The sequence below is a fragment of the Pseudomonas sp. FSL R10-2964 genome (assembly GCF_009600035.1).
GTDB lineage: Bacteria > Pseudomonadota > Gammaproteobacteria > Pseudomonadales > Pseudomonadaceae > Aquipseudomonas > Aquipseudomonas bubulae.
This window is the reverse complement of record NZ_WIWH01000061.1, coordinates 1-17,225: the sequence shown is the minus strand read 5'-3', so window position 1 is coordinate 17,225 and position 17,225 is coordinate 1. Positions and strand designations below refer to the sequence as shown.

The window sequence follows — 17,225 nt, the reverse complement described above, 5'->3', positions numbered from 1 at the left end:
ATCCAACTCATTGAAACTCAAGGAGTTTTCCGTTTCGACTGCGCCGGAAGTGGGGCGAATTATAGACAGTTACAATTTCGAGTCAAGCATTAATCGAAACTATTGATCTGTAAGCACCTATAGCGTGAAAAACGCCCGAAGTTGCGCACTATATTGCACATTCTCAATCAGTTAAGCATCATGCCTGCCTTAAAGCCCCTCAAACCCAGGCACACTCCGTAATGACAAAGCTCCCCCGCAACCTGATGGCGACGCTTTTCCCTGTTGGCTTGCTGCTTATTGCCATGGCTTCGATCCAATCGGGTGCATCGCTGGCTAAAAGCATGTTCCCCATCATTGGCGCCCAAGGAACAACCAGTCTGCGCCTGGCATTCGCCAGCATTATCATGTTTCTGATACTGCGCCCCTGGAGAGCCAGGCTCAGCGCAAAATCCTTAAAAACCGTGATTGTTTACGGGATAGCGCTGGGGGGGATGAATTTCCTCTTCTATATGTCATTGCGCAGCGTTCCGCTGGGTATTGCTGTGGCCCTTGAGTTCACGGGACCTTTGGCCGTGGCTATTTACACCTCCCGCCGGCCGATCGACTTCATATGGATAGGTCTGGCAATCACCGGACTGCTGCTACTCATACCCTTTGGTGAAAGCACGCAAGGAATCGACCCTGTCGGCGCGGGTTACGCGTTGAGCGCCGGGGTCTGCTGGGCACTGTACATTCTTTATGGGCAACGGGCCGGAGCGGATAATGGCGTGCAGACCGCTGCTTTAGGCGTAATTATTGCAGCACTTTTTTTCGCACCTATAGGTGTGTACCACGCTGGCGCCGCATTATTGACTCCAGGCCTGATTCCCATAGCCATTGGCGTAGCCCTTATGTCCACAGCTCTGCCCTACACACTTGAGATGATTGCCCTGACACGCATGCCAACTCGAACATTTGGCACACTGATGAGCATAGAACCCGCCTTCGGAGCACTGTCGGGCCTGTTGTTTCTGAATGAGATCTTGTCATTTACGCAATGGATGGCCATTTCCTGCATCATCATGGCTTCGATCGGGGCGACTTTAACCATGCGCAACCATTCCACACCTGTTGCTACTGACAAAAAAGACGCCAGTTGACACAGTTATTGTAATTGACTCTCATTTAAGGGATGTTTGTCACTCCAGATTCATCAGGCCGATTCAGGATACGGACATCTACAGGGGCCACGGACAGGCAGCCTCACACATGCGTATCCCGTAAACCCGATGCAAACGCTTAAGGACAGGAATGAAACGTATTTTGGTAGCTTTAGCCGTACTTGCTTTAACCGGCTGCGCTGCAACCTCCGAAACCTCCGTCAAGCATGGCAAGCGAGGCCTGCATATCAATTGTTCGGGATTGTCCTCCTCGTGGAACAAATGCTATGCCGAAGCCGACAAGTCTTGCGGAACCAAGGGATACCGGGTGATTGCCAAATCGGGTGATGCGGCCGAAGAGCCAGGGGACTACCCGTTCGGCCTTAACCCCGCGGGTTATACCAGTCGCAGCATGATTGTCATCTGCAGGTAGTAACACCTGTTGCCATGCTGTCGACCCGACCGGCAGCATGGCATCAAGATCAGCGCTTGATCGCGACGGGTGCCGTACGAACCTGCAACCATTCCAGAGCGGCGCCTGCAAGCAGCGGACTCAAACGCTCGAGAACCTGGGCGTGGTAGCCATCAAGCCACTCGACCTCCTCACGCGTCAGCAATGATGGTTCCAGACAGCGAGTGTCAATCGGACATAGCGTCAGGGTTTCAAACTTCAGAAACACTCCAAACTCGGAATCCCCCGCTTCCCGGTTCAACACCAGGTTTTCGATGCGCACCCCCCAACGACCCGGACGGTATGTCCCCGGCTCGATCGAGGTAATCATCCCCGGCTGCATTGCCGTGTGCGGCGCCGGTGCAGCCTGATAGGCGATAACCTGTGGCCCTTCGTGCACGTTCAGGAAGTAACCGACGCCATGCCCAGTGCCGTGCCCGTAATCGACGTTTTCAGCCCAGATCGGGGCCCTGGCAATCGAGTCCAGCAAAGGCGAGAGGATGCCCTTTGGAAAGCGAGCACGAGACAAAGCGATCACGCCTTTTAGTACACGGGTGCAGTCACGTTTTTGCTCATCGGTCGGCGTGCCGACGGGAACCATGCGCGTGATATCGGTCGTGCCCCCCAGGTACTGCCCGCCCGAGTCAATCAACAGCAAGCCGTCACCTTCAATGACTGCATGTTCTTGTTCGGTGGCATGGTAATGGGGCATTGCGCCATTGGCATTAAACGCAGCAATGGTGTTGAAACTCAGTGATACAAACCCGGGACGACGGGCACGGGCCGCGGTCAGCTGTTCATCAATCGTCAGTTCGGTAATGCGCTCACGCCCAAAAGCCGTTTCCAGCCAGGCAAAAAACTCACACAGTGCAGCACCATCCTGCTCCATGGCCTGGCGAATATGAACGGCGTCATCAAGACTCTTTTGCGACTTGGACAGGGTCGTAGGGTTCAAACCCTCAACCAGCTTCACTTCAGGCTTCAGGTGGCCGATCAGCCCACAGGTCACGCGGACAGGGTCTACCAGCAACCGGGTAGTGGCCGGCAAGGACGCCAGCGCCGCATTGATCCCGGTGTAGTCGCACAGCTCTATGCCTTCGCGGGCCAGGGTGCCACGCAGTTCGGCACTGACCTTGTGCAGATCGACAAACAAGGTAGCCCGGGCCTCCTCGATTAATGCAAACGACACGAATACAGGGTTGAAAGAGACATCCGAGCCACGCAAGTTGAACAACCAGGCAATGTCATCCAGGGTTGCAATGAAATGCGCGTCTGCTTTGCGCTGCTTGAGTGTTTCGCGCAACTGCTGGAGCTTGTCGACCCGACTGACCGTCGCTTGTGGTGGCAAGTGCTCATACACCGGCTGCACCGGCAGTGTTGGCCGATCCTGCCAGACAAGGCCAAGCAAATCGATATCCGTGCGCAAGGTTGCACCGCGCTCCTTGAGCCGGCTTTCAAGGGTTCGTGCTGAAGCCAGGGCAAGAACGGCGCCATCAACGCTAACCGTTGCACCTTCTGGCGTTTGTTCAGCCAGCCACTCCAGAGGACCCGGCTGCCCGGGCAACAGTTTGACCAGTTCAATGGTGCTGCCACTGAGCTCTTTGCCCGCTTGCTCCCAGTAACGGCTGTCAGCCCACACGCCGGCGAAGGTCGGCGTGACAATCAATGTGCCCACTGAACCGTAAAAGCCTGACAGCCACTGACGGCCCTGCCAGTAGGCAGGCAAGTACTCCGAAAGATGGGGATCGGCCGAAGGCACGAGAAGCGCATGGATCCCGTTCTGGCTCATCACTGCCCGGGTGCGTTTCAAACGCTCCACAACAGACCCCGAATTCAACACCTGAGTACTCATTTATTCTCCTGCCAGTCACTGGTAATTATTATTCGTCGCTGATGATGGATCAGCCATCAAGGTTGGGCAACCGCCCAAAAAGGTGCGGGCGCTGCTACGCAAGCCTTGATTGCCTTTGCAGCTACATCGATGTCCTGCTCGCGGGTGAAGCGGCCAAGGCTCAGGCGGATGGTACGCCCGGCCTGGCGTGCATCATGCCCCAGCGCCAGCAGCACATGGGAAGGCGCATTGCTGGCCGAGTTGCATGCCGACGTTGCCGAGTACGCCAACTCGCTACTCAAGGCAGCGCTGTTAAAGTGTCCCTCGCTGAAGGTCAGGCTCAAGGTATGAGGAATACGTTGGGTCGGACAACCATTGCATTGCAGGCCCGGCACATCGGCCAGTTGTACAAGCAAACGCTGACGCAATTCACGAATATGCTCCAGCTCTTCGGCAAACGACTGGTTGGCCAATGCAAAAGCTGCGCCCATACCGGCAACTTGATGCGTCGCCAGCGTTCCAGAGCGCAAACCGGACTCATGCCCACCACCGTGAATCTGCGCCTGCAAGCGATCCTGTGCCCGCGAGCCCACATACAACGCGCCGATACCTTTGGGGCCATAAATCTTGTGCCCCGAAAACGACATCAGATCGACGACCCACTCATTCAGGTCGATGGCTACTTTGCCTGCACCTTGCGCAGCATCTACGTGAAACAACGCACCATGCTCGCGCACGCGACGGCCAATCTCCGGGATGTCATTCACCGTCCCCAGTTCGTTGTTGACCAGCATCAGCGACACCAGCAGCGTATCTGCCCGCAGGGCGGCGCTGACCTGATCGGCGCTGACAAGCCCGTTGGCATCAGGTGCCAGGTAGGTCACGTCAAAGCCTGCATCCTGTAAAAAACGCGCGGTATCCAGCACCGCTTTGTGCTCGATCTGGCTGGTGATGATATGCCCGCGCAACTGGCCACCGGCCTGTGCCACACCTTTCAGGGCCAGGTTGTTGGACTCGGTAGCGCCCGAGGTCCAGATGATCTGCTCCGGCCTGGCATTGATCAGTTGCGCGACCTGCTCTCGGGCCAGTTCTACCGAATGCCGGGCTTGCTGACCAAAGACGTGGGAGCCGGAAGCTGGATTGCCAAAGTTGCCTTCAAAGCCCAGGCATTCGACCATCACCTGGATGACACGAGCGTCCACGGGAGTGGTGGCCGCGTAATCGAAATAAAGAGGTCGCTTGTTCATTGTTCAAATCCACTGAGCGCTTTCCTGAATCAGGGCGTCCCTGATTGAGGATTAATGAGACCACTTGAAAATGCGGCCGTTAGAAATAACTGATTGAGCCGGGTGAAAACAGGTAAATAAGAGAAAACCCTCCCAGGCTCAATCCTAAATTAAGGAGGCCTGGAAAGCAGTGTCTTATAAAGCGCTAAAAACAGGTCGCGATGCAAGTCCGATATGCAATATCGATATATAAATATGGAATTAGGTTGGTTTACGGAATAACAAAATAACTTTATAAAGCTGCCTCCGGCTTTCCTTTTGTGGGCAGAGCCCCTGTTAAAAGGAGCTGTCAATGCAGCTTTTAACATTACCTGCCACCCCGGCACTGGCCACGTCCATACGCGCCACGGCCCAAGTATTTGAAGACCCAGCGTCCAAAGCGCTGTTGACGCACTTGCAACAAATTGCCCCCAGTGATGCCAGTGTGCTGATCATTGGAGAAACCGGCACCGGCAAGGAACTCGTTGCACGCCATATCCATCAGCTCAGCCACCGGCACCAGCAGCCATTCGTGGCGGTCAACTGCGGGGCGTTTGCCGAGTCACTGGTTGAGGCTGAGTTGTTCGGCCATGAAAAAGGTGCTTTCACGGGCGCCCTGAGTGCAAAATCCGGCTGGTTTGAAGAGGCCGATGGCGGCACGTTGTTTCTGGATGAAATCGGCGACTTGCCGCTGGCCATCCAGGTCAAGCTGTTGCGCGTCCTGCAAGAACAAGAGGTTGTGCGGCTGGGTTCGCGCAAAAGCACCCCGATCAACGTTCGGGTGCTGGCTGCCACCAACGTCAACCTGGAGCAGGCCATCGATGCCGGACATTTCCGCGAGGATCTCTACTACCGCCTGAATGTAGTCAGTCTTGCGTTGCTGCCCTTGCGCGAGCGACCTGGAGATATTCTGCCGCTGGCCCGCCACTTCCTGAAAACCTATCGCCAACGCCTGCCCCACGGGCCAACGGCCCTGAGCGAGTGCGCCGAGCAAGTCCTGGTGCATCACCCCTGGCAGGGCAATATTCGCGAGCTGGAAAACGTCGTGCACCACAGCCTGCTGCTGTGCCGCAACCAGACCATCACGGTGCAGGACCTGCGCCTGTCCCAGTCACGCAGCAGGCGCCAGGACTTGCCGACGCAACAACCGGTTCAACACACTACCCGGGATCTGTTGCAGCGCGCATTTCGCAAGCTTTTCGAAGAAGAACCGGGAGCCCTGCATGAAACCGTCGAAGACGCCCTGCTGCGCAGCGCTTATGAATTTTGCCATCACAACCAGGTGCACACGGCCAAATTGCTGGGCTTGAGTCGCAACGTCACCCGCACCCGGCTGATCAAGCTCGGTGCACTATCAGTCAACGTCCGGCGGATGGATGCCGACGCTCTCGTCTATTAATAGAACACCCGCTGACGCAATTGCCTGACCTTAGCGCCAAACGATCCCCATGATCGTTCATGGCGCCGTCGGGCAATCACAAAAGCCCTATCGCCGCTGTTCTCGCTTATCGGTAAGATGACGTCCTTCCCGCGCGCCTGCGCTGTACGTCCCGCCGAATTAAGTCGATCCCATGCCTTTTGAACTCAGCGTAGATTTGACCACCCTCGCCATTCTGGCCGCCGTTGCTTTTGTTGCCGGTTTTATCGATGCCATCGCAGGTGGTGGCGGCTTGCTCACCACCCCTGCCCTGCTCACCGCAGGCTTGCCGCCACATCTTGTGCTGGGGACCAACAAACTCAGTTCGACCTTCGGCGCAGCCACGGCGAGCCTTACCTTCTACCGTCGCAAACTGTTCCATCCCCGCGAGTGGAAACTGGCCATTTTCGGCACCCTGGTCGGCAGCCTGATTGGCGCAACTGCCGCCCATTACATGCCCGCAGAATGGCTCAACAAGATGCTGCCGGTGATTGTCTTCGGTTGCGGGATTTACCTGTTGTTTGGCGGCACCCCAAAAACACCTGTCGACAACGACGCGCCGATCAAAAAGAAATGGCAATTGCCGCAGGGTCTGGGCCTGGGGTTCTATGATGGCGTGGCCGGCCCGGGCACCGGTGCGTTCTGGACTGTCAGCAGCATGCTGATGTACCCCATCGATCTGGTGAAGGCCAGCGGTGTGGCCCGCAGCATGAACTTCGTCAGCAACATTGCAGCGCTGTCGGTGTTTATCTTTTCCGGGCATGTGGACTGGATAATCGGCCTGACCATGGGCTTTGCAGTGATGATCGGCGCTTACTTTGGCGCCCGCAGCGCGATCAGCGGCGGCGCCAAGTTTATTCGTCCGGTATTTATTACCGTGGTCCTGGGCCTGACCGTGCGCCTAGCCTGGCAGCACTGGTTCGGCATGGCCTAAGCGACGCGCCACATACAGGTCGATAAGATAGCGCGCAATCGAGCGCGACGCCGGCAACGGCGGTAATTGATGCACATTGAACCACTGCGCATCTTCTATCTCATCGGCCTGGGGCACAATCTCGCCCCCGGCATATTCCGCGTGAAACCCCAGCATCATCGAGTGCGGGAACGGCCAGCACTGGCTGCCCACATACTGGATGTTCCTGACCTCCAGCTGCACTTCTTCGCGCACTTCACGAATCAGGCAATCCTCGGCCGACTCGCCTGGCTCGGCGAAGCCCGCCAGGGTGCTGTAAACCCCCGGCACAAAGCGCGGCGAACGGGCCAGCAGCACTTCATCACCACGGGTAATCAACACGATCATGCTCGGCGATATGCGCGGGTAACTGCGCAAGTCACAGGTAGCGCAGTACATCGCCCGCTCCCTTGACACCTGCGTCATGGCCTGCCCGCAACTGCCGCAAAAACGATGTTCACGAGCCCAGGTGCCGATTTGCGCGGCATAACCCAGCACTTTATAAAGCGTGTGGTCGTCGCCCAGCATAAAGGCGCGCAAGCCCTGCCAATGGCAGCCCTCTACCTGAGCGGCGCCCTTGAGCTCCAGCAAATATACCGGCTCGCCGTCGAGGTGGCCGATGCCATGCTCGGCCAGTACCGGCAAGTTCTGGCGTTTGAGCCATTCGCGAGGGAACAGCGGGCCATTGTCATCATTCAGAAAACCGTCGGGGCCGCGCGCCACGGCCCAGCCGCCAGTCAGGTCTGTATCCAGTACTGCCGTGATCCAACGCGGTGTCATCAAGTGATCCTTGTTCAGGTTACAAAGCCTTCAATCGAGAAATTCGGGTTTCTGCTTGGTCATATGCGCCGTCATTGCCAGGCGCAGATCGCTGGATTGCAGCATCGCAGCATTCCACGTCGCAACATATTCCAGGCCATCCTCCACTCGGTGATCGCGCATATAGCCGATCATCTGCTTGGTGCCAGCAATGGCAATCGGCGATTTACTGGCGATTTCCTGGGCAATCGCCATAACGCCCTCAAGCAACGCCTGTTGATCACTGTAGACCCGGTTTACCAGGCCGATGGCGCGAGCTTCATCTGCCGCGACCATACGCCCGGTGTAGGCCAGCTCGCGGAGCATGCCATCACCGATGATACGCGGCAGGCGTTGCAGTGTCCCGACATCGGCGGCCATGCCCATATCGATTTCCTTGATCGAGAACTGTGCATCTTCAGCGGCGTAGCGCATGTCGCAGGCGGCAATCAGGTCTATCGCCCCGCCAATACAATAACCCTGAACCGCTGCCAGAACTGGCTTGCGGCACTGGTCGACGGCAGTGAACGAGGCCTGCATTTGCAGGATTTTTCGTCGCAGCATGCGGGCGTTGCGCCCCACATCCTTGCCCATTTCATTGGCCACCGACGCCAGCAGCATCAGGTCGATGCCGGCCGAGAAATGCTTGCCCGCCCCACTGAGCACCACCACACGCACCGCGTCAGTTTCATCAATCCACTGGAAGATATCGATGATTTCGGACCAGAACGCAGCATTCATCGCATTGACCTTTTCAGGTCGATTGATCTGTACATGGGCGATATTGCCGTTCAACTCAACCTGAAAAGCCTGGTAATCGGACATAACCTGAATCCTTTGCGGGGCGCCGTCGCCGGCCGATAAGCGGCGGACTATAACAAGGCTTGCAGGCTGCAGGCAGGCCGCGATCACGCCAAAATACGGACAAAACGACCTGTCACAGCCCCCTTCAGCGCGTCAGGATAAACCGCTCGATCGCCTGGGCAACGCCATCTTCAGTATTGCTGCCGGTGACATGCATCGCCTGCTCGCGAATAGGCGCATCGGCCTGGCCCATGGCAATCGACAGCCCGGCACGCTGGAACATGGCCGGATCATTGCCGCCATCTCCTATCGCCACCGTGCGCTCAAGAGGCACACCCAGGTGTTCGGCCAGCGTGGCAAGGGCATCGCCTTTATTGGCCCTGAGCGCGGTGATATCCAGATAACGGGCCTGGGAGCGGCTGGCAGATGCCTCCCCATGCAGTAACTGCTGCAAACGCTGCTCCAGCTCGACCAACAAGGGTGCATTGCCGGTAGTGGCCACGATCTTGTCCACCCGGTGCAGGTAGGGTTCAAAACTCTCGACTACCAGCGGGGCATAACCCAGGCCCTGCTGCTCGTGGGCAACCATCGGCCCCGTCGGGTCGCGCAACAGCCACTCATCGTCGGCAAACACCCAGACCTCAACGTCATGCCCGGCCAAAAACTCGAGTGTCTTGAGTACGGCCTGGTACGGCACATGGTGGGACTGCAGCACGCTGCCATCGGCGTTGACCAGCACCCCGCCATTGAACCCGGCAGTCGGCAGCTCAACCCCCAACTGCCGGATATAATCGCGCATGGCCCGTGGCGGGCGGCCGGTAGCCAGGGTGAAATGAATGCCGGCGGCCTGCAGCGCCTTGACTGCCGCCAGGTTGCGCGGGCTGATGCTGTGATCAGGTAAAAGCAGGGTGCCATCCATGTCACACAACACCAGCTCAATCGGGTTTTGCTTCACGTCTCTCATCCTATGTTGAGCCAGACACGCCCATCGCGACCCAGCAATTCTTTAGCGGCCTCAGGACCGTCTTCACCGGCCTTGTACGGTTGCACGTCCGTTTGTTCCTGCCACGCGTCCAGAAAAGGTTGCACACCCCGCCAGCCGTTTTCAATGTTGTCCGCACGTTGAAACAAGGTCTGGTCGCCAGTAAGGCAGTCGTAGATCAAGGTCTCGTAGCCTGTTGAAGGCTGCATTTGGAAAAAGTCCTTGTACGCAAAACCCAACTCGATATTGGCCATTTTCAGCCCCGGTCCGGGTTGCTTGGCCTGCAGGTCAAACCACATGCCTTCATTGGGCTGAATCTGGATCCGCAAATAGTTGGGCTGCAACCGTTCAACGTCGGTGTCACGGAATTGCGCATAAGGCGCAGGCTTGAAGCAGATGGCGATTTCAGTGTCCCGCGCACTCATGCGCTTGCCGGTGCGCAGATAAAACGGCACGCCCACCCAGCGCCAGTTGTCGATCATCACCTTGAGCGCGACAAAGGTTTCGGTAGTGCTGTCTGGCGCCACATTGTTCTCTTCGCGATAACCCACGACCGGCTTGCCGCAGGACTCACCCTGGGTGTATTGCCCGCGTACCGAGTTCTTCAGCGCATCCTCTTTGGACCAGGGGCGGATTGCGCCAATCACCTTGGCCTTTTCACCGCGCACCGCATCGGCACCAAAGGCCGCAGGGGGCTCCATCGCGACCATCGCCAGCAGTTGAAACAGATGGTTGGGCAACATGTCGCGCAAGGCGCCGGTGTGTTCGTAAAAACTGCCACGTGTCTCAACCCCGACGGTTTCTGCCGCCGTGATCTGCACATGGTCAATGTAATGATTGTTCCAGAAAGCTTCGAAAAGCCCGTTGGAGAAACGGCTGACCAAAATGTTCTGGACGGTTTCCTTGCCCAGGTAATGGTCAATCCGGTAGATCTGCTTCTCGCTCATGACGCTCAGCAGGCATTCGTTCAATGCCTGGGCTGTTTGCACGTCAGAGCCAAAAGGTTTTTCAATGACTACCCGGCGAAAAGCCTCCGGGGTTTCCTTGAGCAACCCGCTGGCGCCCAGCCGCTGCACGACTTCGCTGAAAAAGCGCGGTGCAGTGGCCAGATAGAACACCGCATTGGCGGTGCCACTGGCGAAAATCTTCTGTTCCAGCGCCGCGTAGGTACTGTCATCGAGAAAATCGCCCTGCACATAGCTGATGTTCTTCGCCAACGAGGCCCATAGAGCGGCATTCAAGCCCTCGCCGTCAGGATGATCCACTTTGCTGGACGCTTCATTGCGAATGAAGTCTTCCAGCTTTTTGGCAAATCCCTCATCACTGATCGCATTGTGGTCGACGCCCACAATGCGCAGGCCACCGTCCAGTAAACCATCACGACTCAAGTTGTACAGCGCCGGCATCAGCAAGCGCTTGACCAGATCACCGTGGGCACCAAACAAAAACAGAGTGGTGGGCGGCGCAGGCTTGGCATCAGGTTTACTGGACAGATCGGTCATTTTTTAGGCGTCTCCACGTGGCCGCCGAAACCAAAGCGCATGGCTGACAACAATTTGTCGCCATAGAGGCTTTGCTGGCGTGAACTGTAGCGGGCAAACAGGGCTTGCGACAACACTGGCACCGGGGTCGACTGCTCCATTGCGGCCTCGATGGTCCAGCGGCCTTCGCCACTGTCTGCGACGGCGCCCGAGTAGCCATCCAGCGGCTCATCAGTGGCCAGAGCATCGGCGGTCAAATCCAGCAACCAGGAAGACACCACGCTGCCACGACGCCAGACTTCAGCGATATCACCCAGGTTCAGGTCAAAACGCTGCTCTTCAGGCAGGTTTTCACCGCCTTTCATCTTCATCAGGTTGAAACCTTCGGCGTACGCCTGCATCAAGCCGTACTCGATACCGTTATGCACCATTTTGACGAAATGGCCAGCGCCAGCCGGGCCAGCATGGATGTAACCACGCTCGGCACGGTCATCGTCAGAGGTGCGATCCTTGGTCCGCGCAATATCGCCCATGCCTGGCGCCAGCGCTGCAAACAGCGGGTCCAGATGTTTCACGACAGCGCTGTCTCCGCCGATCATCATGCAATAACCGCGCTCCAGGCCCCACACGCCGCCCGATGTACCCACGTCAACGTACTGGATGCCTTTCTCGGCCAGCGACTGCGAACGACGAATGTCATCCTTGTAGAAGGTGTTGCCGCCATCAATGATGATGTCATCGGCGTCCAGCAACTCGCTCAAAGTCTCGATGGTGTCTTCGGTCGGCGCACCGGAAGGCAGCATGACCCAGACAGCACGGGGTTTGGCCAGGCCTGCGACCAGCGCTGGCAAATCGGCAACGGCGGTGGCGCCTTCCTGTTCCAGAGCGCTGACAAAGTCGGTATTGCGGTCAAAAACCACGGTTGTATGCCCATTGAGCATCAGACGCCGCGCGATATTCCCGCCCATACGGCCCAATCCAATAATTCCCAACTGCATGTACTGTTGCTCCCAACGACAAATAAATAGGTGTACAGCACCTCGGTGCAGCATTGCCCAAGGTGCCCGATCAGGATCAGCCCTGACACATGCTGCATAGTTTCGCACAAGCTGGAGGGCAGATTCCCGATTCAATACACTCAACAGACGGACGAAGCAGTAAAGACTGCAAAAAACGTAAAATTTTCAAGGTGCGACAAGACCGATCCATGTCTACCAGCCCGATCATGGGTGACAAAGTTTTCACATCCCCTTGGCGATACTTAAACACTTTGTGACTGCCCACTCTTGAGGCAGTACTCATGTGCTGTGCCTGGCTACATGGCACTGACCATTCAAGTAGTTATCAGCTGGAGCGCTGTATGGGGATGTTTAAACGCAGTAATACATCTGCGAAGGGATTCGATTGGGCAGGCCTTGGCTGGCTGTTCCTGTTCTTTTGGTATTTTTCCGGCATTACCCAACTGCTTATCCAGCTGACTGGCACTTCCGGGTTCTCAGGCTTTCGCCAAGCCTTTGTGATGAGTGCCATCTGGCTGGCCCCGATGCTGATGTTTCCCAGGCACACCCGGGCAATGGCGGCGGTCATTGGTGTCGTGCTGTGGGCCTGTTCGATGGCCAGCCTGGGCTACTTCTTTATCTATCAACAGGAATTCTCGCAAAGCGTCATCTTCATCATGTTCGAGTCGAACATCTCTGAAGCTGGCGAATACATGACCCAGTACTTTGCCTGGTGGATGGTGCTGGCATTCCTGGCACATACCGCCTTTGCGGTGTTTCTGTGGACCCGCCTGCGCCCGGTGTATTTGCCGCGCATGCAGGCCTGGGCCGCAGCGGTGGCCATATTGGTGGCGGTTATCGGCTACCCGCTGGTCAAACAGACGATCAAGCACGACAACCTGGCCACGGCCATGGAAAGCTTCGAAAGCCGTGTTGAACCTGCAGTACCGTGGCAGATGTTAGTAGCTTATCGCCGCTACCTGGAGCAACTGGACAACATGCAGGGCATGCTCGCCAGCGTCAGCAAGATCCCGCCACTGACCAACCTCAAGGACAACGAGGCCGGCAAGCCGACTACCCTGGTACTGGTCATTGGCGAGTCCACCAACCGCCAGCGCATGAGCCTGTATGGTTATCAGCGCGAAACCACGCCAAACCTCGACAAGTTGCGCGATCAACTGGCCATTTTCGACAACGTGGTGACACCGCGGCCCTACACCATTGAAGCGCTGCAACAAGTGCTGACCTTTGCCGACGAAGAAAACCCCGACCTGTACCTGAGCACCCCGTCACTGGTCAGCGTGATGAAGCAAGCCGGTTACAAAACCTTCTGGGTCACCAACCAGCAAACCATGACCAAGCGCAACACCATGCTCACGACCTTCTCCGAGCAGGCTGACCAGCAGGTTTACCTCAACAACAACCGCAACCAGAACGCCCGCCAGTATGATGGCGACGTGATTGAGCCCTTCAACAAGATCCTGGCCGACAGCGCCCCGCGCAAGCTGATCGTGATTCACCTGCTCGGTACGCATATGAGCTACCAGTACCGTTATCCACCGACCTTCGACAAATTTGTCGACCGTAGTGGCGTACCCGCCGGTTTGAGCGATGCACAAGTACCCACCTACAACAGCTACGACAATGCCGTTCTGTACAACGATTTTGTTGTATCGAGCCTGATCAAGGACTTTGCCAAGACCGACCCCAATGGTTTCCTGCTGTACCTGTCGGACCACGGTGAAGACGTGTTCGACTCGGTCGGCCACGCGACGCTGGGCCGCAACGAGGCCAAGCCGACAGCCCCGATGTACACCATTCCGTTTATGGCCTGGGCCTCGCCCAAGTGGCGTGAAAACCATGCCTGGAATTTCGCTGCCGACCTCGGGCGACCTTACAGCAGCTCGCAGTTTATCCACACCTGGGCAGACCTGGCGGGCCTCAGTGCCGACGAACTGGACGACAAGAAAAGCCTGGTCAGCGACACGTTTGTCGCCCGCCCGCAGCTGATTGGCGACCCCTACTCGCGCCCACAAAAGGCCTTGATCGACTTCAGCCTGATCAAGCCCAAACAGCCCGCCCCTGCCAACGTGGTCCAGCAATAATCAACGTGCGGGGCGCACGGCGCGCCCCGCAGGTTTCCGACACTTCTTTACAAATAATTCTCTTTTCGCCTAACTCCGCGCCTTGTCATTCGTTTGAAGCACTGAACAACTTCATAACAACGACAAGGAGTCGGCAGCGATGTTCGCGCCAATCACCCGTTCCATGACCCTCACCCTCGGCCTCATCAGCAGCGCCGCATGCCCGCAATTACTGGCGGATACCGAGCAGGAAGAGGTCAAGAAAACGACCCGCTCACTGGAGCTGGGCACCACCAGCGTCACAGCCCAGGGCCTGGGTGCCACCACAGAAAATACCGGTTCCTACACCACGGGCTCGACCAGTACCGCGACCAAACTCAACTTGAGCATTCGCGAAACTCCGCAGTCGATCTCGGTCGTCACCCGTCAGGAAATGGACGACTTCGACCTCAACACCCTGACCGAAGCCATGCGCCATACCACAGGCATTGTGGTACAGCACAACGACTCGGACCGGGTCAGCTACTCGTCCCGCGGCTACACCATCAATAACTTCCAGATTGACGGCATGCTCAACACCTTCAGTTTTATGAAGACCGATGCCGACACCATTATCTACGACCGTATTGAAGTAGTGCGCGGCGCCACCGGCCTGACCACCGGCGCGGGCGACCCGTCGGGCACCATCAACATGATCCGCAAACGCCCCACCCACCAGTTGCAGGCCAAGGCCGGTGCTTCGGGCGGCAGCTACGACAACTATTACAGCTATGTCGATGTGGGCGGCCCGCTGGCCTTCGACGGCCGCCTGCGCGGGCGCACGGTGCTGGCCTATCGCGATAGCAAATCGTTTCGCGATATCTACGCCCTCAAGCGCGAAGTGGCTTACGGCATTCTGGAAGCCGACCTGAGCGACAGCACCGTTCTGGCCGTGGGTTACGACTACCAGGACAAGCAGGTAAAGGGTTCTTCCTGGGGCACCACACCTTACTGGACCGGCTCGGGCGACAAAGCCAATTTCGGGCGCTCGACCAACCTGGCGACTTCCTGGAGTTCATGGCCGATGAAGGACAAAACCGCCTTCGCCACCCTCGACCAGCAATTGGTCAATGACTGGCGCCTCAAAGCAGCCTACACCCATCGCACCAGCGACGCCGAAGGTAAGGTTTATTACGCCGGCGGCGGCTTCCCTAACCCCGATGGTACGGGCATGTCGGCCTATGCCAGCCACTTTATCGGCGAAGAGAAGATGAGCGCCGTTGACGTCAATATCTCGGGCACCTACCCCTTGTTCGGGCGTGATCACGAGTTGATGGTGGGTTATGGCCAGGCCAAGAACGACAACACCTCGCCCCTGATGGTTGACCTCAACCCGGACGACTACTACAACATCCCCAATTGGCAAGACATGAGCGCGATTCCCAAATATCAGGATTTCAATACCGGTATTGAAGGGACTCACGACGTCATCAAGCAGAAATCCGGCTACCTGGCCACGCGTTTTAACCTGACCGATCAATGGCATGCCGTACTGGGCACCCGGTATGGCAGCTGGCAAAGCTCCAGCACCAACTTCCCTGCCCCGAAAGTCAGCCAGACCCAAAACGATGTGATTACGCCTTACGCCGGCGTGCTGTATGACTTCACCGACGAGTTGACGGCCTACGCGAGTTATACCGACATCTTCAAGCCAACCACCAGCAAGGACGCCAGCAACTCCTACCTTGAGCCGGTGGTGGGCAGCAACTATGAGCTGGGGCTGAAGGGTAGCTTCTTGCAGGAGCGCCTCAACCTGTCGACGGCGGTGTTCTGGAGCAAGCAGGACAATGTGCCGGAAATCGATGACTCAGTACCACGCGGCCCCAAGGGCGAGGAATATTACAAATCCGGCGGCAAGGGCAACAAGATCAACGGTTTCGAAGTCGAGCTGGCCGGTGAAGTGATGCGCGACTGGAATATGCTTGCAGGCTACACCTACACCCATTCGCGCAACGCCGCAGGCCAGCGCATGAATACTGCAGCGCCCTTGAACATGCTGAAGATTTCGAGCACCTACCGCCTGCCTGGGGACTGGAATGCAATGACCGTGGGGGCGGCCGTCAACTGGCAAAGCGATATCTATCGTGCCGCCAATCGCCCGACCGGCGAGAAAAATGACAAAGGCAACCCGATTACCTTCAAGGAAGACATCACTCAGAAGTCCTACACCCTGGTCGACCTGATGGCCCGTTACAAGTTTGACGAACATGTCTCGGCATCCCTGAACGTCAAAAACCTGTTCGATGAAAAGTACTACGAAAACGTAGGTTTCTATAACGGCGTGTTCTGGGGTGATCCGCGGACGGTGAGTGTTGGCCTGGAGTGGACACTGTAGGCAGAGGAGGCAAACCTTGTAGCTCGTCAACTGCTACAAGGTTTTTCTACAGTTACAAATATTTGTTCCAGAACAGCATGCGCCCGTGCGCCGGGTCGAGCTGGCCATCGCTGAAGCCGAACTTGCGATAGGAGCCTTGTGCCACCGGGTTGCCCTCGAGTACTTCGAGGGTGATCTTGCAGCAGCCGCGTTCGCGGGCGATGTCTTCCACCTTGAGCAACATCTTCTGGCTCAGGCCCAGACCGCGAAACGTATCGACCACTGACACATCATGCACATTGACCAGGGGTTTGCCGGCAAAGGTGGAAAAGCCTTCAAAGCAGTTAACCAGACCCGCCGCCTCACCGTTGACGAACGCCAGTACGCTGAAGGCATGAGGGCGCCTGGCAAGCTCTGCCGGCAAGTGCGCCAATACCGTTTGCGACAACGCTTCACCTCCGCCCATCGGGTCCCGGGCGTAGTGATTCAACACGTCCCTTAACGCCTGGGCATGAACCGGGTTGGTATAGTCTGCTTGCACTACGACGACATCCGACATTACGGGTTTTCCTTGACGAGTCCGGGCATTGGTTTGTTGGAACAACGCCAGACTGAATCGCCCCAGGTTTCCTAGACACTCTCCAGGCTCGCTGCGTAACGCTTTTCAAACTCTACCGGTGACAGCTGA

General features: G+C 57.2%; 14 protein-coding genes. 6 read left to right on the top strand and 8 right to left on the bottom strand.

Annotated elements, in window-relative coordinates; all coding sequences use genetic code 11:
* Positions 1–221 precede the first annotated feature (221 nt).
* Entirely contained in the window at positions 222–1,121 is a 900-nt protein-coding gene (rhtA, locus tag GHN92_RS22795; RefSeq protein WP_095001638.1) for a threonine/homoserine exporter RhtA, read from the top strand.
* 151 nt (positions 1,122–1,272) lie between these two features.
* On the top strand, positions 1,273–1,554 hold the full coding sequence (locus GHN92_RS22790) for a hypothetical protein (RefSeq protein ID WP_095001639.1): 282 nt from the start codon (positions 1,273–1,275) through the stop codon (positions 1,552–1,554).
* A gap of 49 nt (positions 1,555–1,603) precedes the next feature.
* On the opposite strand, the gene GHN92_RS22785 is transcribed toward GHN92_RS22790, so the two are convergent.
* Complete coding sequence (locus tag GHN92_RS22785; protein ID WP_133144172.1) at positions 1,604–3,424, bottom strand: aminopeptidase P family protein; 1,821 nt, start codon at positions 3,422–3,424, stop codon at positions 1,604–1,606.
* A gap of 56 nt (positions 3,425–3,480) precedes the next feature.
* Positions 3,481–4,650: a cysteine desulfurase family protein gene (locus GHN92_RS22780; protein ID WP_133144173.1), complete on the bottom strand. Its 1,170-nt coding sequence runs from the start codon at positions 4,648–4,650 to the stop codon at positions 3,481–3,483.
* A gap of 331 nt (positions 4,651–4,981) precedes the next feature.
* On the opposite strand from GHN92_RS22780, the gene GHN92_RS22775 reads away from it, so the two are divergent.
* Positions 4,982–6,067 carry a sigma-54-dependent Fis family transcriptional regulator gene (locus GHN92_RS22775; RefSeq protein WP_095019291.1) on the top strand — a complete coding sequence of 362 codons (1,086 nt, stop codon included), beginning with the start codon at positions 4,982–4,984 and terminating at the stop codon, positions 6,065–6,067.
* A 172-nt stretch (positions 6,068–6,239) separates the two neighbouring features.
* A complete protein-coding gene (locus GHN92_RS22770) occupies positions 6,240–7,019 on the top strand; it encodes a TSUP family transporter (protein WP_095019292.1) in 780 nt (259 codons plus the stop codon).
* On the opposite strand, the gene nudC is transcribed toward GHN92_RS22770, so the two are convergent.
* The 5 genes from nudC to gnd all read right to left on the bottom strand — a co-directional run bounded on the left by nudC (position 6,987) and on the right by gnd (position 12,100).
* Positions 6,987–7,817, bottom strand: a complete 831-nt coding sequence (gene nudC, locus GHN92_RS22765) for an NAD(+) diphosphatase (protein WP_095020880.1) — start codon at positions 7,815–7,817, stop codon at positions 6,987–6,989. The two genes, GHN92_RS22770 and nudC, sit on opposite strands and share 33 nt — an antisense overlap.
* 30 nt (positions 7,818–7,847) lie before the next feature.
* On the bottom strand, positions 7,848–8,660 hold the full coding sequence (locus tag GHN92_RS22760; RefSeq protein ID WP_095001645.1) for a crotonase/enoyl-CoA hydratase family protein: 813 nt from the start codon (positions 8,658–8,660) through the stop codon (positions 7,848–7,850).
* Positions 8,661–8,784: 124 nt separating this feature from the next.
* Positions 8,785–9,603 carry an HAD family hydrolase gene (locus GHN92_RS22755; RefSeq protein WP_153381242.1) on the bottom strand — a complete coding sequence of 273 codons (819 nt, stop codon included), beginning with the start codon at positions 9,601–9,603 and terminating at the stop codon, positions 8,785–8,787.
* On the bottom strand, positions 9,600–11,123 hold the full coding sequence (gene zwf / locus GHN92_RS22750; RefSeq protein ID WP_133144175.1) for a glucose-6-phosphate dehydrogenase: 1,524 nt from the start codon (positions 11,121–11,123) through the stop codon (positions 9,600–9,602). Before zwf ends, GHN92_RS22755 begins: the two co-directional genes overlap by 4 nt.
* Positions 11,120–12,100 (bottom strand): phosphogluconate dehydrogenase (NAD(+)-dependent, decarboxylating), encoded by a 981-nt coding sequence (gene gnd, locus GHN92_RS22745; RefSeq protein ID WP_095001647.1) that lies wholly within the window; start codon positions 12,098–12,100, stop codon positions 11,120–11,122. The genes zwf and gnd overlap by 4 nt, the downstream gene beginning before the upstream one ends.
* Positions 12,101–12,462: 362 nt before the next feature.
* Between gnd and GHN92_RS22740 the strand changes: the two genes are divergently transcribed.
* On the top strand, positions 12,463–14,205 hold the full coding sequence (locus GHN92_RS22740) for a phosphoethanolamine transferase CptA (RefSeq protein WP_095001648.1): 1,743 nt from the start codon (positions 12,463–12,465) through the stop codon (positions 14,203–14,205).
* Between the two features lie 139 nt (positions 14,206–14,344).
* Positions 14,345–16,558, top strand: a complete 2,214-nt coding sequence (locus tag GHN92_RS22735) for a TonB-dependent siderophore receptor (protein WP_095019293.1) — start codon at positions 14,345–14,347, stop codon at positions 16,556–16,558.
* Between the two features lie 52 nt (positions 16,559–16,610).
* On the opposite strand, the gene GHN92_RS22730 is transcribed toward GHN92_RS22735, so the two are convergent.
* Complete coding sequence (locus GHN92_RS22730; protein ID WP_095019294.1) at positions 16,611–17,096, bottom strand: GNAT family N-acetyltransferase; 486 nt, start codon at positions 17,094–17,096, stop codon at positions 16,611–16,613.
* Positions 17,097–17,225 lie beyond the last annotated feature (129 nt).

Coding starts and splice junctions, on each gene's coding strand:
- rhtA (WP_095001638.1), top strand. CDS start 222: ATGACAAAGCTCCCCCGCAACCTGATGGCGACGCTTTTCCCTGTTGGC.
- GHN92_RS22790 (WP_095001639.1), top strand. CDS start 1,273: ATGAAACGTATTTTGGTAGCTTTAGCCGTACTTGCTTTAACCGGCTGC.
- GHN92_RS22785 (WP_133144172.1), bottom strand. CDS start 3,424: ATGAGTACTCAGGTGTTGAATTCGGGGTCTGTTGTGGAGCGTTTGAAA.
- GHN92_RS22780 (WP_133144173.1), bottom strand. CDS start 4,650: ATGAACAAGCGACCTCTTTATTTCGATTACGCGGCCACCACTCCCGTG.
- GHN92_RS22775 (WP_095019291.1), top strand. CDS start 4,982: ATGCAGCTTTTAACATTACCTGCCACCCCGGCACTGGCCACGTCCATA.
- GHN92_RS22770 (WP_095019292.1), top strand. CDS start 6,240: ATGCCTTTTGAACTCAGCGTAGATTTGACCACCCTCGCCATTCTGGCC.
- nudC (WP_095020880.1), bottom strand. CDS start 7,817: ATGACACCGCGTTGGATCACGGCAGTACTGGATACAGACCTGACTGGC.
- GHN92_RS22760 (WP_095001645.1), bottom strand. CDS start 8,660: ATGTCCGATTACCAGGCTTTTCAGGTTGAGTTGAACGGCAATATCGCC.
- GHN92_RS22755 (WP_153381242.1), bottom strand. CDS start 9,603: ATGAGAGACGTGAAGCAAAACCCGATTGAGCTGGTGTTGTGTGACATG.
- zwf (WP_133144175.1), bottom strand. CDS start 11,123: ATGACCGATCTGTCCAGTAAACCTGATGCCAAGCCTGCGCCGCCCACC.
- gnd (WP_095001647.1), bottom strand. CDS start 12,100: ATGCAGTTGGGAATTATTGGATTGGGCCGTATGGGCGGGAATATCGCG.
- GHN92_RS22740 (WP_095001648.1), top strand. CDS start 12,463: ATGGGGATGTTTAAACGCAGTAATACATCTGCGAAGGGATTCGATTGG.
- GHN92_RS22735 (WP_095019293.1), top strand. CDS start 14,345: ATGTTCGCGCCAATCACCCGTTCCATGACCCTCACCCTCGGCCTCATC.
- GHN92_RS22730 (WP_095019294.1), bottom strand. CDS start 17,096: ATGTCGGATGTCGTCGTAGTGCAAGCAGACTATACCAACCCGGTTCAT.